This window comes from Candidatus Kapaibacterium sp., assembly GCA_023957315.1.
Classification (GTDB): Bacteria; Bacteroidota; Ignavibacteria; order Kapaibacteriales; family UBA2268; genus PGYU01.
This window is the reverse complement of sequence record JAMLHE010000002.1, coordinates 181,271-195,118: the sequence shown is the minus strand read 5'-3', so window position 1 is coordinate 195,118 and position 13,848 is coordinate 181,271. Positions and strand designations below refer to the sequence as shown.

Genomic DNA, 13,848 nt, shown 5'->3' with positions numbered 1-13,848 from the left:
TATGATTATCAAAACTGAAACAGATACAATTCATCCCTATACATTCGATTCGTCGAATATGCACGGTAATGCCGATATAGTCTATATTCCTGAGGATTTTGACGAATTGCGCCAAGCTATAAAAAGCTGCTTTGAGCAAAACATTCCAATGACATTTTCAGGTGCCGGAACGGGCATCACAGGTTCAAGAGTCCCAAATGACGGTGCAGTTATTTCTACTGAATTATTGAAAAGCATTTCCGCTTTCGGCGATGGCAAAGTCACAGTTCAAGCGGGCGTCTCTTTGAATGAATTGGACGATTTTCTCCGACCGCGGGGCTACTTTTTGGCGCCAAATCCCACTGAGATGAATTCATTTATTGGGGGAAATGTTGCCACAAACGCATCAGGCTCGCGGACCTTTAAATACGGTGCAATTCGCGAGCATATTTTGGGATTAAAATTGATTTTGCCCGATGGCGAAATAATTTCACTCAAGCGTGGTGAAATTTTTGCCGATTCTTATAAATTATCTTTTAATTCCGAAAGTGGCAAAAAGTACGAATTGCAATTACCTGTTTACAAAATGCCCGCTACTAAAAATGCCACGGGTTATTTTGCTCACGAGAATATGGACGCAATTGATTTGTTCATCGGAAATGAAGGCACAATCGCAGCAATTGCCGAAATTACGCTCAAAGTATTGCCTTTGCCGGAATCAATAATCGGTGGAATTGTCTTTTTCGATGATGCCGATAAATTGCTCGATTTTGTAATTGAAATTCGTGATTTGAGCCTAATTAACAACAAATCCAATCTAGAATCTGTTAAAACTATTTCTGCGAGATTAATAGAATATTTCGATAATCCATCACTTAATTTGCTTCGCCCCAAATTTCCGCAAATTCCCGAAAAAGCAATAGCCGGAATTTGGTTCGAGCAAGAATATTCGACTCCCAAGGAGGACGAAATCATGGGCGAATGGTACGCGATGATTCAAAAATATACGGGATTAAGCGACGACACATGGATTGCACTAAATGACAAAGAACACAAGGAAATGGCAGAATTCCGACATGAATTGCCACTCCAAGTTTACGAAAATTTGACCGAGAACAGCCAAAAGAAAGTTGGGCTCGATACAGCAGTGCCAATTGAGCATTTCCCCGAATTATTCCGCTTTTATTCCGACATTTTTGGCAATTTACCCTTGCAATACGTAATTTTCGGACATATTGGCAATAGCCATCTCCACGCAAATATTTTTTGCCAAAATGAGGAAGAATACGCACTTGCACTACAAATTTACGATAAGTGCATAGACAAAACGCTCGCACTTTCGGGGACAGTATCGGCTGAGCACGGAATCGGGAAGCTCAAGAAAAAGTATTTACGAAAAATGTACGGCGATAAAACCGTTGACGATATGATTGAAATTAAAAAGTATTTCGACCCTAAATTATTATTCGGAATCGGAACTATGTTTGATATTAATAAGATATAAATATGACAGACCAAGAAAATAAGCAGAAAATCGAAGAAAAAATCGCCAAAATGTACAAGCTGAAAAGCATTGCCATGAAAGGTGGCGGCGACGCTCGGATAGATTCGCAACATGCAAAAGGCAAACTTACGGCTCGGGAACGAGTGGATTTGCTGTGCGATAACGGCACTTTTCGCGAAATGGATATGCTCGTGCATCATCACGCCACTCAGTTAGGGCTCGACAAGACTGTCCCTCTGGGCGACGGTGTAGTGACAGGATTTGCTGAAGTTCTTGGCAAAAAAGTTTATCTTTTTTCGCAAGATTTCACCGTGTTGGGTGGCAGCCTTGCCGAAATGCACGGCAAAAAAATATGCAAAATAATGGATATGGCACTCAAAACCGGCGCTCCGGTCATCGGATTGAATGATTCGGGTGGTGCTCGCGTCCAAGAAGGTGTGGTTTCGCTTGGTGCATATGCTGAAATTTTCCTCCGCAACACAATGGCATCCGGCGTTGTGCCGCAAATTTCGCTCATAATGGGTCCATGTGCCGGAGGTGCCGTTTATTCTCCCGCAATTACCGATTTCGTAATTATGGTCAAGCACACTTCCTACATGTTCGTTACCGGACCTAAAGTAGTCAAAACCGTAACGCACGAAGATTTGAGTTCCGAAGCTTTGGGCGGCGCCGAAACACATGCCTCCAAAAGCGGAGTGGCTCATTTTGTAGCCGAAAATGACGTTGAAGCAATAGAAATCGTCCGCCAGCTTCTCACATATTTGCCGTCGAACAATGCCGAAGAACCGCCATTTGTGCCGAACAATGACCCGGTCAACCGTGCAGACGAGGAATTGAACTACATCGTTCCGGCAAACCCAAATCAGCCCTACGACATGAAGGACATCATCAAAATTATTGCCGATAAGCACGAATTTTTTGAAGTGCATAAAGATTATGCGCAAAATATTTTAGTCGGATTCATCAGGCTCGGCGGACGCTCAATCGGCGTAGTGGCAAACCAGCCCGCAGTACTTGCCGGAGTGCTCGATATTGATGCCTCCAAAAAAGCTGCCAGATTTATCCGCTTTTGCGACTCATTCAACATTCCATTGCTGACATTGGAAGACGTTCCGGGATTTTTGCCCGGCTCCGACCAAGAGTGGCGCGGCATCATCACAAACGGAGCCAAGTTGCTGTATTCATATTGCGAAGCCACAGTGCCCAAAGTGACCGTCATCACTCGCAAAGCGTACGGCGGTGCATATGATGTGATGAGCAGCAAGCATATTCGGGGCGACCTGAACTATGCGTGGCCATCCGCAGAGTTAGCCGTGATGGGTGCTAAAGGAGCAGTGGAAATCATTTTCAAAAAGGAAATCGAAAGTTCGCCCGAGCCATCCGTTCGCGAAGCCGAATTAATTGACGAATATAACGAACGCTTCGCAAATCCTTACATATCCGCATCTTACGGCTATATTGACGACATAATCGAGCCCAAACATACGCGCCAAATGCTAATCGAAGCATTCAGCTTACTCGAGAACAAAGTGGACAAAAACCCACCGCGTAAGCATGGCAATATACCGATGTAAAGAGGCAATTGGATTTGGTTATAGTTTATTGAAGATACAAAAATATTCCCTTATTATAGGTACACTTAAACAAAGTTTGCAGAAGACATATGCACATAAGCAAAGAAGAACACCAAATAGACCAACTGGTATATAAGCTGTATGAGCTGACAGAGGACGAAATAGCAATCGTGGAGGGGAAAGGGTTGGCATAAAAAAAGACTTGCCCTAAGCGCGCTGTTCTTATGAGAAGCGGGGCAAGTATGTTAATACAAAAGTAAACAAAATAAATTTATTATACAAAAAAAATATATGAAAAAGATTGAATTCCAAAAAGCACCAAAAAGTAAAGAGGAACAACTTGAAATTCTGAAAAATCGAGGTATGGTAGTTAAAAACGAAGAACGAGCCTTGTTTTTGTTGGAACATATTAGTTATTACAGGCTTTCGGGTTATTGGTTTGAAAACTATATTGATTGGGAAACTAAGATGTTTCGTAACGGTACTTCATTTGAAGATTCATTTGATAAGTATTGTTTTGATAAAGAGTTTAGGAAGTTAGTCCTATCAGAGCTTGAAAAAATTGAAGTTTCTATTCGAGCAAGTATTATCAACACATTAAGCATAAAATATTCATCTCCATTCTGGTTTCAAAACGTGAACTTGTTTAAAGATGTGACAAAGCATACAAAATTACTTGAACAACTAGATAAGGATTTCTTTAGAAGTGATGAACTCTTTGTACAAAGTTTCAAAAAGAAGTATATTGAAAAATTACCACCAAGCTGGATAATACTTGAAATCACATCTTTTGGAACTTTATCTAAGATCTTTGAAAATTTAAAACCTTATGACAAACGTTTGATAGCAAATAAGTTTGAATTACCTGAAAAAGTATTCGTTTCATGGCTTCACACCTTAATTTATATCAGGAATGTTTGTGCTCATCATACGAGATTGTGGAATAGAAATCTTACAATAAGCCCAAAATTATTAAACAATGAAACTAATAATTGGTCTAAGGAATATGTGGTGAATAACAAAAGCTATTTTGTAGTTCTGATTATAAGGTATATCTTGAAAACTATTAATCCAAAGTCAACATTCAAAGAAAAATTGATTGAATTGTTCAAAAACTATCCTTTGATTGAATCAAACTTAATGGGATTCTCGGATAATTGGGAACAAGAACAAATTTGGCAGTCCTCAACATAACAAATGTATCAAAGTCATAAAATAGCACATCCTATTTGATATATTCCAATAAAGGCATATAGTTATTATTTTCTCCTAATATTTTGTTGCTGATAAAAATGTATTCCTTTATTTGGGATAATCCACTTAAACGAAGCCTCTCTACCAAGTTTCCTTTTTCTACTAAGTTAAATTCAAAATATATTTCTTCAATAGTAGTAGAATCTTTGATACTATAAATTCTTTTGATTTCATTCAATAATTCTACATAATCACTATGATTTATTATGATATACCTATAAAACATAAAGCCTTTGTCAATAATTTCTATTTCATTGCTGTCAAATATAGTGAAGGTCCTATCCTTTCGGAATTGATCCTTGAGTGAATAAAAAATACTAATCTGCGACGTTGACTCTAAATTTGGAATCATACTAATGTCACTCTCATTTCCAATCTTACAACTATTTAAAATACAAGTAATTAGACATATCATTAATATTTTCATCATTCTGTAACCCTATTGTTCATAAATTTTAAAATTTGTAGGGACAGAACAGCGTTCTGTCCTATTATGGTCATTCTGAAGACGAAGTCGAAGAATCAAGCTTTCATAAATTCATGGATTCTTCGCTTCGCTCAGAATGACACAGAGTTTCCCGCCTTTGTAACATGAAGAATGAAAATTTTATAAAATTTTGATATTTTATTTGGAAATGTCGAAAAGTATTTTTACGTTAGCATTGTACAAACATACAAAATGGAACTTTGATGTTGAAAATTTGTAAAATAGGGATTTCTACAGAGCTACAGAGCTACAGAGCTACAGAGCTACAGAGCTACAGAGCTACAGAGGAGCGACGAGATGCTAAAACCTTATTGTACCTTATTGCTCGGAACTTTTCCACAATCAAAAACACTTGCAACACACAAGAATCATAGGTTTAGTTTATCAACCAAACACTCGCAACGTTCATTGACATACCATAAATCGTATTCGCTCATAAACAAGCGAGGTCGTTTATGATTGTCAACTAAGTACCCAGAGCACGGGGAGCTTTGGGGGTGAAAAGAACACCCAAAATGTATAGTCTATTGAGTTTTTGCTTTTTAATTTATAAATATTTTGTGTAAATTATTTAAAGAAAGAATAATGAAAAAATTTAAATTCAACTTAATTTTTCAAGTTTTTGTTTGTATTTCACTTTTAATTCAATCAGAATCATTTGCATATGAAGAAGAATGCTTCGACCAAGAATTTCTTGATAATTGCGAATATTCGGGTGGAACGCTTACATTACCTTGCACACCTTATCCAGGCTCACCTTATTGTATAATTCAATATCAGGTATGTATTCTTGGCAAGCAAATTAGGATATTAAATTACTCATGGTCCGGAACATGCTCTTGTATGGATGTTGAAGCTGAGATTCTTCGTGCTGTTTTAGGAGATGCAGAGCGTTTTGGTATAACATCCCCGGGATGTTTCTTGGATTTTAGAGTACAATTGATGGGATGTTTTATAGAACGTGATATTTCGAATGGCACCATTGGTCAAGGTAAGGAGTTATCTCAATGTGAGCCATTTGATGCGGAACAGTGTTGTGGTGTAGGATATCAAGTGTGTTATAAATGGTCTTGTCCTACTGGACAAAACTGTAATCTAATAATAGAAAGTTTCGAACCTATTACAGCATCGTTTCCTATTACAGATTGCCCTGATGGATGCAACTCTCTATGTGATAGATGGTTAATTAGTTTTACATTACCTGTGGAAAAGGGAAGCTTGTCGAATGGTAAAGACGAATTAAAGGAGAATGTAAATGTATTAGTCAAAGAAGACATTTTAGAGATTATAATTGACCAAGAAAACAATGAAAAAGCTAATGTTCAAGTAAATGTATTTGATATAATGGGAAGAGAACTTAATTTGTCCATGAAAGAAGTGAGCATGAATAAGTTGATTCTTGGTTTACAAACTGTTCCCAAAGGGCACTATACTGTTATAATAAGAATTCAGGACAAGGTATATGTCAAGAACATCATTAAATATTAGTCTGCTGACTTTGATATTATATTTAATTTTTTCTAGTATTAATGCAAGGTCTCAAAGTCTCATTTGGGACCTTGCAGATACAATAAGTATAGGTACTATAAGAGAAGTATCCTGTATAAATAAGGATATTTGTATTTATAGATATGAGTTAATGTTCAACAATGGTATAATATTGAAACTGACAACTGATGGTGGTTTAAATTGGACACACATTTTTGCTGATACTAATATTATAGACAATGAAACCTTTCTTCCTATCTATTTAGCACCAAACTATTATACTTTATCCTTTAAATCACAAGATAAAATCATATTAACGGCCGATACTAATATCTTTTGGTATAGTAATGATTTGGGCAAAACATGGATAAAAGACTCAATTGATGAAGGATATAGTCTAAGTATCAAAATGGTAAATAGTTTAAATGGGTTAATGTATAAAACCCCCAAAGGAAGTATGCTAGTTGAAATATTTGCGACTTCTAATGGTGGTATCAGCTGGCATGAGATACATAAACCCTTAGAACACAAATGGGACCTTAATTTTTTTGGCGGTGTACTAATGGAAGGGAGTATTTATCTTTATTCTATAAATGAAGACTGGGGTTATAGTTTAAATTGGACGAGTGATTTGGGTAAAACATGGGATAGCTATTATTATGGTGGATATTATGCATTCAATGACTTACAATTTATAAATCCTTATATTGGATTTAGTATTAATAGATATATGAATTTGGATAGCAATAAGACCTTCTTTTCTGTAATGAAAACATATGACTCGGGTGCTACATGGACGGTACTTTTAGAATCAGACTCAGTCCAATATTCGAGATTGTCCTTCTCTGATTCATTAAACGGTATTGTTGCGGGCTCAACTACGGATTTAATCATTCGTACAACAGATGGAGGTTATTCTTGGCACAAAGATACAGTTCATGGTATACCGCCAAGACAAATGCGTAATCTAAGAAATATCAACATGATTGAAAGTAAAAGCGCATTTTTATCCACATCACGACATATTATTAAATTAACCGACAGGCCTACATCAATTGCTAATTTTCCACTTATTAATCAAAATTCAATAGACTTTGAGTCAATTATTGTAAATAAAGAAGTTGATTTAGAAATCTTGAATGATTGTGCCGAAAAGAGTCAAATATTTATAACCATTTATAATAGTACCGGAAAATTAATTTCTAACGATAAATTTCGATATTCTCACTTTGATAAAGGGGTTATTTTAAACTTCTCAAACTTTACAAGCGGTTTTTATTTGATTAGAGTTGATTGTGCCTCGAAAAACAAATTATTAAAATTATTAATTATATGAAAAATTTATGAAAAATCTCATTTTATTAATATTGATTTTAACTACATATTTCTCCCTTCCTCTTTATGCAGATAATAATTGGTTGCATATTAAGGACACTTTTTATAAGAATTTTCAAAAAGCTATATGTTTTGACTCCTTGAATTACGGTGCTTTAGGGCTCGCTATTAATGGTGTAACCAAATTTTATCTTACATCGGATGGTGGTATTAATTGGCAACAAACATTAACGGATGACATTTGTTTCTTAGAACCCGAAATTAGAAGAGGAAATCTTTATCCTATTGATATTTCTAAAACTATTGATGGTTTTGTTTATATTGCTTGCGATACAGGTTATTTTATTTATTCTACTGATAGTTGTTCTACTTGGCAACGATTTAAATCAGGCATTGACAGTAATTTTAAATTTTTTGATATGTATGACAGTAAAATAGGAATAGCTGCAACCGAACATACATTATTCATTTCAGAAGACGGTTGCTCTACATTCATAGAAATTCCCATAAATATCGAGAATGCCATAATCTCGAGAATTTGGAACATAAAAATTCTTGATGAGAACCATATTTTTATAATAGCAGAATCATACAGTTTGAAGTCTAACGTACTTATTAAGTCTTCTAATCAAGGTTCCACTTGGGAGATGATTTCATTCGGCAAAATTGAAACCGGTAGATTATTTAATATTGGGTTGGAGCATATTTGGCTCGCTGCACCTATTTCAATATATTCACAAGGGAAAAAAACAACAGAAGACTTTATATATTATTCGAATGACCATGGAAATACTTGGATTTTACAGTATTCTAACCAAAAAGATAATGATGGTTTTATAACCTCTTTAAATTTTTATGATGAGTTTAATGGCATTGCTACCGGTTGGTATGGATTAATATACATGACATTCGATGGTGGGAAAACTTGGCAACAAAGCTTCCATAGACAGTATTATTTGAATGAAAATTTATTCGCCTGCCTGAGGATTTCCCAAGATAAAGCTGTAGTATTTTCCGAAAAAGGTCATATTTACAAGTATGAATTGAACGAGATGAGTATAAATTATTTACACCAAGAAGAGATATTTATAAACTATTTGACTCAGTCAGATTATTTAGAAATTAATTTTAATGAGATTGACATTAGAACCAGCAAAAATTTAGAAAATTTTAAAATATATAATATTCTAGGTGAATGTATGGTTAATCAATCAATTCCAACTTCTAATGGAAAACATTATATTGATGTCTCAAAATTATCTGCCGGCTTGTATTTTGTGATAATTGGCAATAGTGTAGAGAAGTTTGTGAAGATGTGAATTCTGTCACACCGACAAGCTCACCTTTTGTCAAATTACTGACAATCATCATACAAATCATAGTTCAGACAACTTTATCCCGTCAGGTATTACACCTGGCGGGACGATACCCCCAAATAAATTCCTTCGCTCTCATTTGCAGCTTTTGTGATTTTTTCCTCACAATTTACTATTTTAGTAATTGTGAGAGATGAAAGAATAAAAATATTATATATGAGTCATTTCGGTGACCTTTCGATGGGCGGACAAAAAAGTATGTTTGCTCTGATTCGGAATTTGGACAAAAGCCGCTTTGAACCGCTCGCCATCGTGCCATACGAAGGGGAACTCTCCAAAAATTTGGCTTCAGCCGGTTGCAAAGTCTTCACTATGCCTTTGTTGCCGCTCAAACCAAAATTCTATTTCCAGCAAATCAGCAACATTGCCTCGCTCTCTCGGATTATTCGCACTCAATGTATCTCAATCGTTCACCCAGACCACGAGCGTGATGCTTTGATAGCGGGGCTTGCCTGCAAATTCACGAATGCGAAAATGCTGTGGCATGTACGATTGACGCGTAAAGTAGGTACCGACAAATTAACTTTTTCGCTGGCAGATAAAGTGATTGGCATAGCGGAAGATGTTCGCAATCGCTTTGAGGGGATGGCGTCGCTCGACCGGAAGTACATTACAATATATAATGGTGTAGATTGCGACGAGTTCAAACCGATTGATAAAACTACCATCAAGGCAAAATTGGGGCTTGAACCGAATAAATTTATCATCACTTTTGCCGGGCAATTCAAGCGTGGCAAAGGACTTATGGATTTAATCGCTGCAGCAACGCTTATTGATAATGATAATCATCAATTTATGCTAATCGGCAAGCCCGAAAGCGAAAATTTTCTCGCTGAAATGAAAGATGCAATATCGGCAGCAAACTTGGAAAGTAGAGTTAAAATTATGGAATTCCAAAGCGATATCCAAAATTGGTTTGCGGCATCGGACATCGTAGTTTTGCCATCACATGAAGGCACCGAAGGAATGGGCAGAGTGCTGTTCGAAGCTATGGCTTGTGGCACGGCTGTAATCGGGACGAATATTTCCGGCGTTCGCCAAGCGATTTCACAGGAGACAGGTTTGTTGGTAGCTGAAAAATCGCCGCAAAGTTTGGCAGAGGCAATAACTAAGCTTATGGCGGATAAGGTTATGAGGCACAGCATGGAACACAATGGACGGCAAAGAGCATTAGAATTTTTCGATATTAAAAATCATGCGAAAAATGTTGAAAAAATTTATGAGCAATTAATAAGTGTGCAAAAATAGATGGAGATAAATTTAAAAAAAATAGAACTATGGTTCAAAAAGAAAATTAATTCTTTTTTGAAAATGGACCGTCAGCCGATTTTAATCGAAAAGCCCATGAATAAATTCTTTTTTGTCGAAGGTAGCCGTATTCTGCTTCTTCGCCACGACCGCATTGGCGATGTGATGGTTTCGGTGCCATTTATCAAACTTTTGCGAGAGGTTTTCCCCATTGTTGAATTAGATATATTATTGTCAGAGAATAATTCCGCCGCCGCCGCCGCAGTTAAGCCATTTGTAAATAATATTTATGTTTATAAAAAGGATTTTATTAGCATTATTAAATTATTACGACAATTAAATAAATCAAAATATGATATGATTATTGATTTATTCGATAATTCTTCTACAACGTCATCAATGGTAATTAAATTCGCAAATCCATTATATTCTCTGGGAATAAATAAAAATAATTATTATACCTATAGTCATGTTGTACCTCTATTAAATAAAAATAAACATCACATTGTAGAGCGAATTGCCCAATTAATTTTACCTTTTGGAATAAATCCTTCATCACAAGATTTAAAGCTTTCTTACCCGCTGACTGATGAATTAATTAAAAAAGCTAAAATTTATTTGAATAATTGCAAATCAAAATTTAAAATAGGAATTAATTTATCAGGCTCGAATAGAAGCAAATACTGGGGCACGGAAAATTATATTGAATTTATTAAATATGTAAATAATAAATATCCACATTTCGATGTAGTCCTATTTTTTACTCAAGATTATGAAGCGGATTCCAACGAAATTATTGCAAATTGCAAATGTTTCAAAGCTCCCACCGGCAAAAGTTTTGACGAATACACTGCGATGCTGTCGCTATGCAACGTAATTTTGACGCCCGATACAGCAGCAGTCCACATAGCCGCGGCGTTTGCGATTCCGTGCATTGGGTTATTCCTATGGACAGGTTCAAAGGAAACAGGATTGCCATGGTTTTCGTACAATTCTCCTTACCGATGCCTTAAAACTTCAACCGGTGAATTAGTGAATATCGCAGTGGAGGACGTTATCAAAGAAACTGATGAAATCGTTATGGAACACAAATTGGGCGATACACAATGAAAGCAATGGTAGTGCAACTCGGCAGAATCGGCGATTTGATTTTATTAACACCGATGCTTGAAGAACTGAAAAATAAATATTCGGCACAAGTTACTTTGCTTGTTGGTCCGAGCAATTACAGCATTATCAAAGGGCATCCGGCAATTGACCGAATCATTGTCCTGAACAAAGCGCCTCACAAGCTGTTGCTCACATTGCTAAAGTTGCTGATTAAACGATTTGACGTTTGGATTGACCCGCGAGACCATCATTCCACCGAAGGAAGATTATTGGCTCGAATTGGCAGAGCAAAAATGAAAATCGGTTTCAATTCCGAAGCGAAAAAGGCAGTTTTCACGCATGGCATCAGCAACGAAAATCATAATTTGCACCAAGTCCAAATCGGCTTGAATGCGCTGAGACCATTGGGATATGAGCTAAGCAATGAAATCCCCCGCCCAACGTTGCCATTGAATCCCAATTCCGAGAAAAAAATTGACGAATTCATTGGCTCTCATGCAAATCAATTCACACTTTTGAATATTTCGGCAAGCAAGGACGACAAGATGTGGCACGAAGACTTGTGGGTCAGGTTCATCAGATCGCAATCGAATCTGCTTGGAGAACTTATATTGTGCCATGCCCCCAACCACAAAGGTGTGGCAAATTCAATCATTTTCAAACTTGATAGGGAAATAAAAGTATTTTCTTCGCCGGAAATATCGGATATTGTCTCGCTAATCAGCCGAGCAAGTCTATTGATTGGTCCGGATACTTCACTTGTGCATATTGCTGCGGCATTCAATATTCCTGTTCTTGCACTTTATAGTGGATTAGATGAATTTTACGTCAAATTCCGCCCGCTTTCAGAAATTGAAATCTCTGTACGCGCCGATAAAGGCGATACGGGAATAAAATCCATAACATTAGATAGTATGATTGAATCTTATACAGAAATAGGAAAGCAACTTTTGCAAAAAAAGTAATATTGCTAGTATTTAATTCCGGTCAATATAGATGTAAAAATGTCATCGGCTTCTGAAAAACTCGGAAGCGGATTGTCATCTACAATCATCGGGACGAGCGAAAACTCGTAAAATTCGTTTGCAGTGGAGATGAAAACCACCGATTTGGCTTTGACAGCACCTCCAGTGGTGGAATATTCGTATTTGACAAATTCTTGCAAACCAATATTAAGTTTTTGATATTTGCCCACTTGACGCACCACACTCGAAGTTTTTCGCTCTCTTTTGCCGAGACTCATCCGAGCAACGCCATACAAGCCTTCGCCTTCGAATGCCTCTTGGACAGTCGCCGAATGTCGAATCACAGAAAACACTGCACTGAGATTGTATTCAGGGTTGATAGCGATAGCGATTATATCCGGCGAAACTTTGTCCTTCGGGTCAATCACAAACCACCCTTGCGGCAGAAATGCAATCATATCGCCTTTGACAGAGCGAATCATGTTTTCAGATAATGGAATAATCGGTTTGGGGCTAATGGCAATTTCCGGCTCAATTTGTATATATTCGTCATCATGTTTGACGATAATACAACTCGAGACAGTCGTCAAAATCAGTAATGCAATTGCTATTAATCTAAAATAAGACATTTGAAATTTTATCATTTTAATATTCTTCAATATGCAATGAACCTTTAGTTTCTTTGCAATGTTTGATATAATTATTCTTATATAAATAAGAAGAAACAGATTCGACCATTTTGGGATTGCCACACAAGAAGAAATGAGTTTTCTTTGGGTCAATTTCGATTCCGGCTTTATTGGGTAATATTCCATCTTCGAGATGTTTTTCAATATATCCGGTCAATCCTGCCCAATTTTGGTCAGCTCTTAGTAAAGTTGGGAAATAATAGAAATTTTTGAAAGTATTTTGAATCAGCGTTAGTTCGCTGAAATAGCCCAAATCCCAAGGGTAACCTGCTCCATGAATAATAGCCAACTTAGTATTTAGGTGAGTTGCCAGATGCGAACGGAGAAAACTCATATACGGAGCAAGCCCTGTGCCTGTTGCAATCATAACGATGTTGCAATTTTCGGGGACGTTGTCGAGCGTAAACACACCGAGAATTTTATCATCAATCCACATTCTTCTGCCCAAAGTCAGATTGAAAAGTCTTGGGGTTAGTTGCCCCGATTTCACTTGACTAACATAAAACTCAAATTCGGTTGTTTCAAAATTAGCTGATGCAATCGAATAGGGGCGCTTAATCAAAATATCCGGAGCCATAGATTCGAGTGGCATTACCGAATTTGGCGAACGTTGCTCTTGGGACAAAAGCCCTATTTGTGTGTATTGACCTGCTTTAAATTGCGTTCGAGGCTTATCAGTGCTCAATCGCAAGACTAACAAATCGGGTGTCAGAAGTATTTTCCCGATTACTGTTGCATTATAAGGCGATTCTGTCATAAAGTTTTTTCATTTTCCATTTTTATAATAATCTAAAAATACGGCAAACTAAAAAAATAATCACTATGCTTTTAAAAAAATT

13 protein-coding genes are annotated in these 13,848 nt (G+C 36.7%); 10 read left to right on the top strand and 3 right to left on the bottom strand.

The genetic code is table 11. From position 1 onward, the window contains the following. Position 1: 1 nt before the first annotated feature. From M9949_02630 to M9949_02620, 3 genes are all read left to right on the top strand, one after another. Complete coding sequence (locus M9949_02630) at positions 2-1,483, top strand: FAD-binding oxidoreductase (GenBank protein MCO5250301.1); 1,482 nt, start codon at positions 2-4, stop codon at positions 1,481-1,483. Positions 1,484-1,485: 2 nt separating this feature from the next. After that, complete coding sequence (locus M9949_02625; GenBank protein MCO5250300.1) at positions 1,486-3,057, top strand: acyl-CoA carboxylase subunit beta; 1,572 nt, start codon at positions 1,486-1,488, stop codon at positions 3,055-3,057. A 291-nt stretch (positions 3,058-3,348) separates the two neighbouring features. Beyond that, positions 3,349-4,251: an Abi family protein gene (locus M9949_02620; protein ID MCO5250299.1), complete on the top strand. Its 903-nt coding sequence runs from the start codon at positions 3,349-3,351 to the stop codon at positions 4,249-4,251. A gap of 31 nt (positions 4,252-4,282) precedes the next feature. On the opposite strand, the gene M9949_02615 is transcribed toward M9949_02620, so the two are convergent. Beyond that, on the bottom strand, positions 4,283-4,741 hold the full coding sequence (locus M9949_02615) for a hypothetical protein (protein ID MCO5250298.1): 459 nt from the start codon (positions 4,739-4,741) through the stop codon (positions 4,283-4,285). Positions 4,742-5,001: 260 nt separating this feature from the next. Between M9949_02615 and M9949_02610 the strand changes: the two genes are divergently transcribed. The 7 genes from M9949_02610 to M9949_02580 all read left to right on the top strand — a co-directional run bounded on the left by M9949_02610 (position 5,002) and on the right by M9949_02580 (position 12,320). Next, positions 5,002-5,172, top strand: a complete 171-nt coding sequence (locus M9949_02610) for a hypothetical protein (GenBank protein MCO5250297.1) — start codon at positions 5,002-5,004, stop codon at positions 5,170-5,172. A 211-nt stretch (positions 5,173-5,383) separates the two neighbouring features. Beyond that, a complete protein-coding gene (locus M9949_02605; protein MCO5250296.1) occupies positions 5,384-6,286 on the top strand; it encodes a T9SS type A sorting domain-containing protein in 903 nt (300 codons plus the stop codon). Beyond that, positions 6,261-7,622, top strand: a complete 1,362-nt coding sequence (locus tag M9949_02600; GenBank protein MCO5250295.1) for a hypothetical protein — start codon at positions 6,261-6,263, stop codon at positions 7,620-7,622. The genes M9949_02605 and M9949_02600 overlap by 26 nt, the downstream gene beginning before the upstream one ends. A 7-nt stretch (positions 7,623-7,629) precedes the next feature. Then, positions 7,630-8,940, top strand: coding sequence for a T9SS type A sorting domain-containing protein (locus tag M9949_02595; protein MCO5250294.1), 1,311 nt, complete (start codon positions 7,630-7,632; stop codon positions 8,938-8,940). 213 nt (positions 8,941-9,153) lie between these two features. Beyond that, positions 9,154-10,245: a glycosyltransferase gene (locus tag M9949_02590; GenBank protein MCO5250293.1), complete on the top strand. Its 1,092-nt coding sequence runs from the start codon at positions 9,154-9,156 to the stop codon at positions 10,243-10,245. 96 nt (positions 10,246-10,341) lie between these two features. Then, positions 10,342-11,355: a hypothetical protein gene (locus tag M9949_02585; protein ID MCO5250292.1), complete on the top strand. Its 1,014-nt coding sequence runs from the start codon at positions 10,342-10,344 to the stop codon at positions 11,353-11,355. Further along, a complete protein-coding gene (locus M9949_02580; GenBank protein MCO5250291.1) occupies positions 11,352-12,320 on the top strand; it encodes a glycosyltransferase family 9 protein in 969 nt (322 codons plus the stop codon). Before M9949_02585 ends, M9949_02580 begins: the two co-directional genes overlap by 4 nt. 5 nt (positions 12,321-12,325) lie before the next feature. Here M9949_02580 and M9949_02575 read toward each other — a convergent pair whose 3' ends face one another. Together M9949_02575 and M9949_02570 are read right to left on the bottom strand one after the other, a co-directional pair. Next, a complete protein-coding gene (locus M9949_02575; protein ID MCO5250290.1) occupies positions 12,326-12,964 on the bottom strand; it encodes a hypothetical protein in 639 nt (212 codons plus the stop codon). A gap of 1 nt (position 12,965) precedes the next feature. Continuing rightward, positions 12,966-13,766: a ferredoxin--NADP reductase gene (locus tag M9949_02570; protein MCO5250289.1), complete on the bottom strand. Its 801-nt coding sequence runs from the start codon at positions 13,764-13,766 to the stop codon at positions 12,966-12,968. Between the last annotated feature and the right edge of the window lie 82 nt (positions 13,767-13,848).

Excerpts from the sequence above, each read along its gene's own strand:
- M9949_02630 (MCO5250301.1), top strand. The coding sequence starts at position 2 with ATGATTATCAAAACTGAAACAGATACAATTCATCCCTATACATTCGAT.
- M9949_02625 (MCO5250300.1), top strand. The coding sequence starts at position 1,486 with ATGACAGACCAAGAAAATAAGCAGAAAATCGAAGAAAAAATCGCCAAA.
- M9949_02620 (MCO5250299.1), top strand. The coding sequence starts at position 3,349 with ATGAAAAAGATTGAATTCCAAAAAGCACCAAAAAGTAAAGAGGAACAA.
- M9949_02615 (MCO5250298.1), bottom strand. The coding sequence starts at position 4,741 with ATGATGAAAATATTAATGATATGTCTAATTACTTGTATTTTAAATAGT.
- M9949_02610 (MCO5250297.1), top strand. The coding sequence starts at position 5,002 with ATGTTGAAAATTTGTAAAATAGGGATTTCTACAGAGCTACAGAGCTAC.
- M9949_02605 (MCO5250296.1), top strand. The coding sequence starts at position 5,384 with ATGAAAAAATTTAAATTCAACTTAATTTTTCAAGTTTTTGTTTGTATT.
- M9949_02600 (MCO5250295.1), top strand. The coding sequence starts at position 6,261 with ATGTCAAGAACATCATTAAATATTAGTCTGCTGACTTTGATATTATAT.
- M9949_02595 (MCO5250294.1), top strand. The coding sequence starts at position 7,630 with ATGAAAAATCTCATTTTATTAATATTGATTTTAACTACATATTTCTCC.
- M9949_02590 (MCO5250293.1), top strand. The coding sequence starts at position 9,154 with ATGAGTCATTTCGGTGACCTTTCGATGGGCGGACAAAAAAGTATGTTT.
- M9949_02585 (MCO5250292.1), top strand. The coding sequence starts at position 10,342 with ATGAATAAATTCTTTTTTGTCGAAGGTAGCCGTATTCTGCTTCTTCGC.
- M9949_02580 (MCO5250291.1), top strand. The coding sequence starts at position 11,352 with ATGAAAGCAATGGTAGTGCAACTCGGCAGAATCGGCGATTTGATTTTA.
- M9949_02575 (MCO5250290.1), bottom strand. The coding sequence starts at position 12,964 with ATGATAAAATTTCAAATGTCTTATTTTAGATTAATAGCAATTGCATTA.
- M9949_02570 (MCO5250289.1), bottom strand. The coding sequence starts at position 13,766 with ATGACAGAATCGCCTTATAATGCAACAGTAATCGGGAAAATACTTCTG.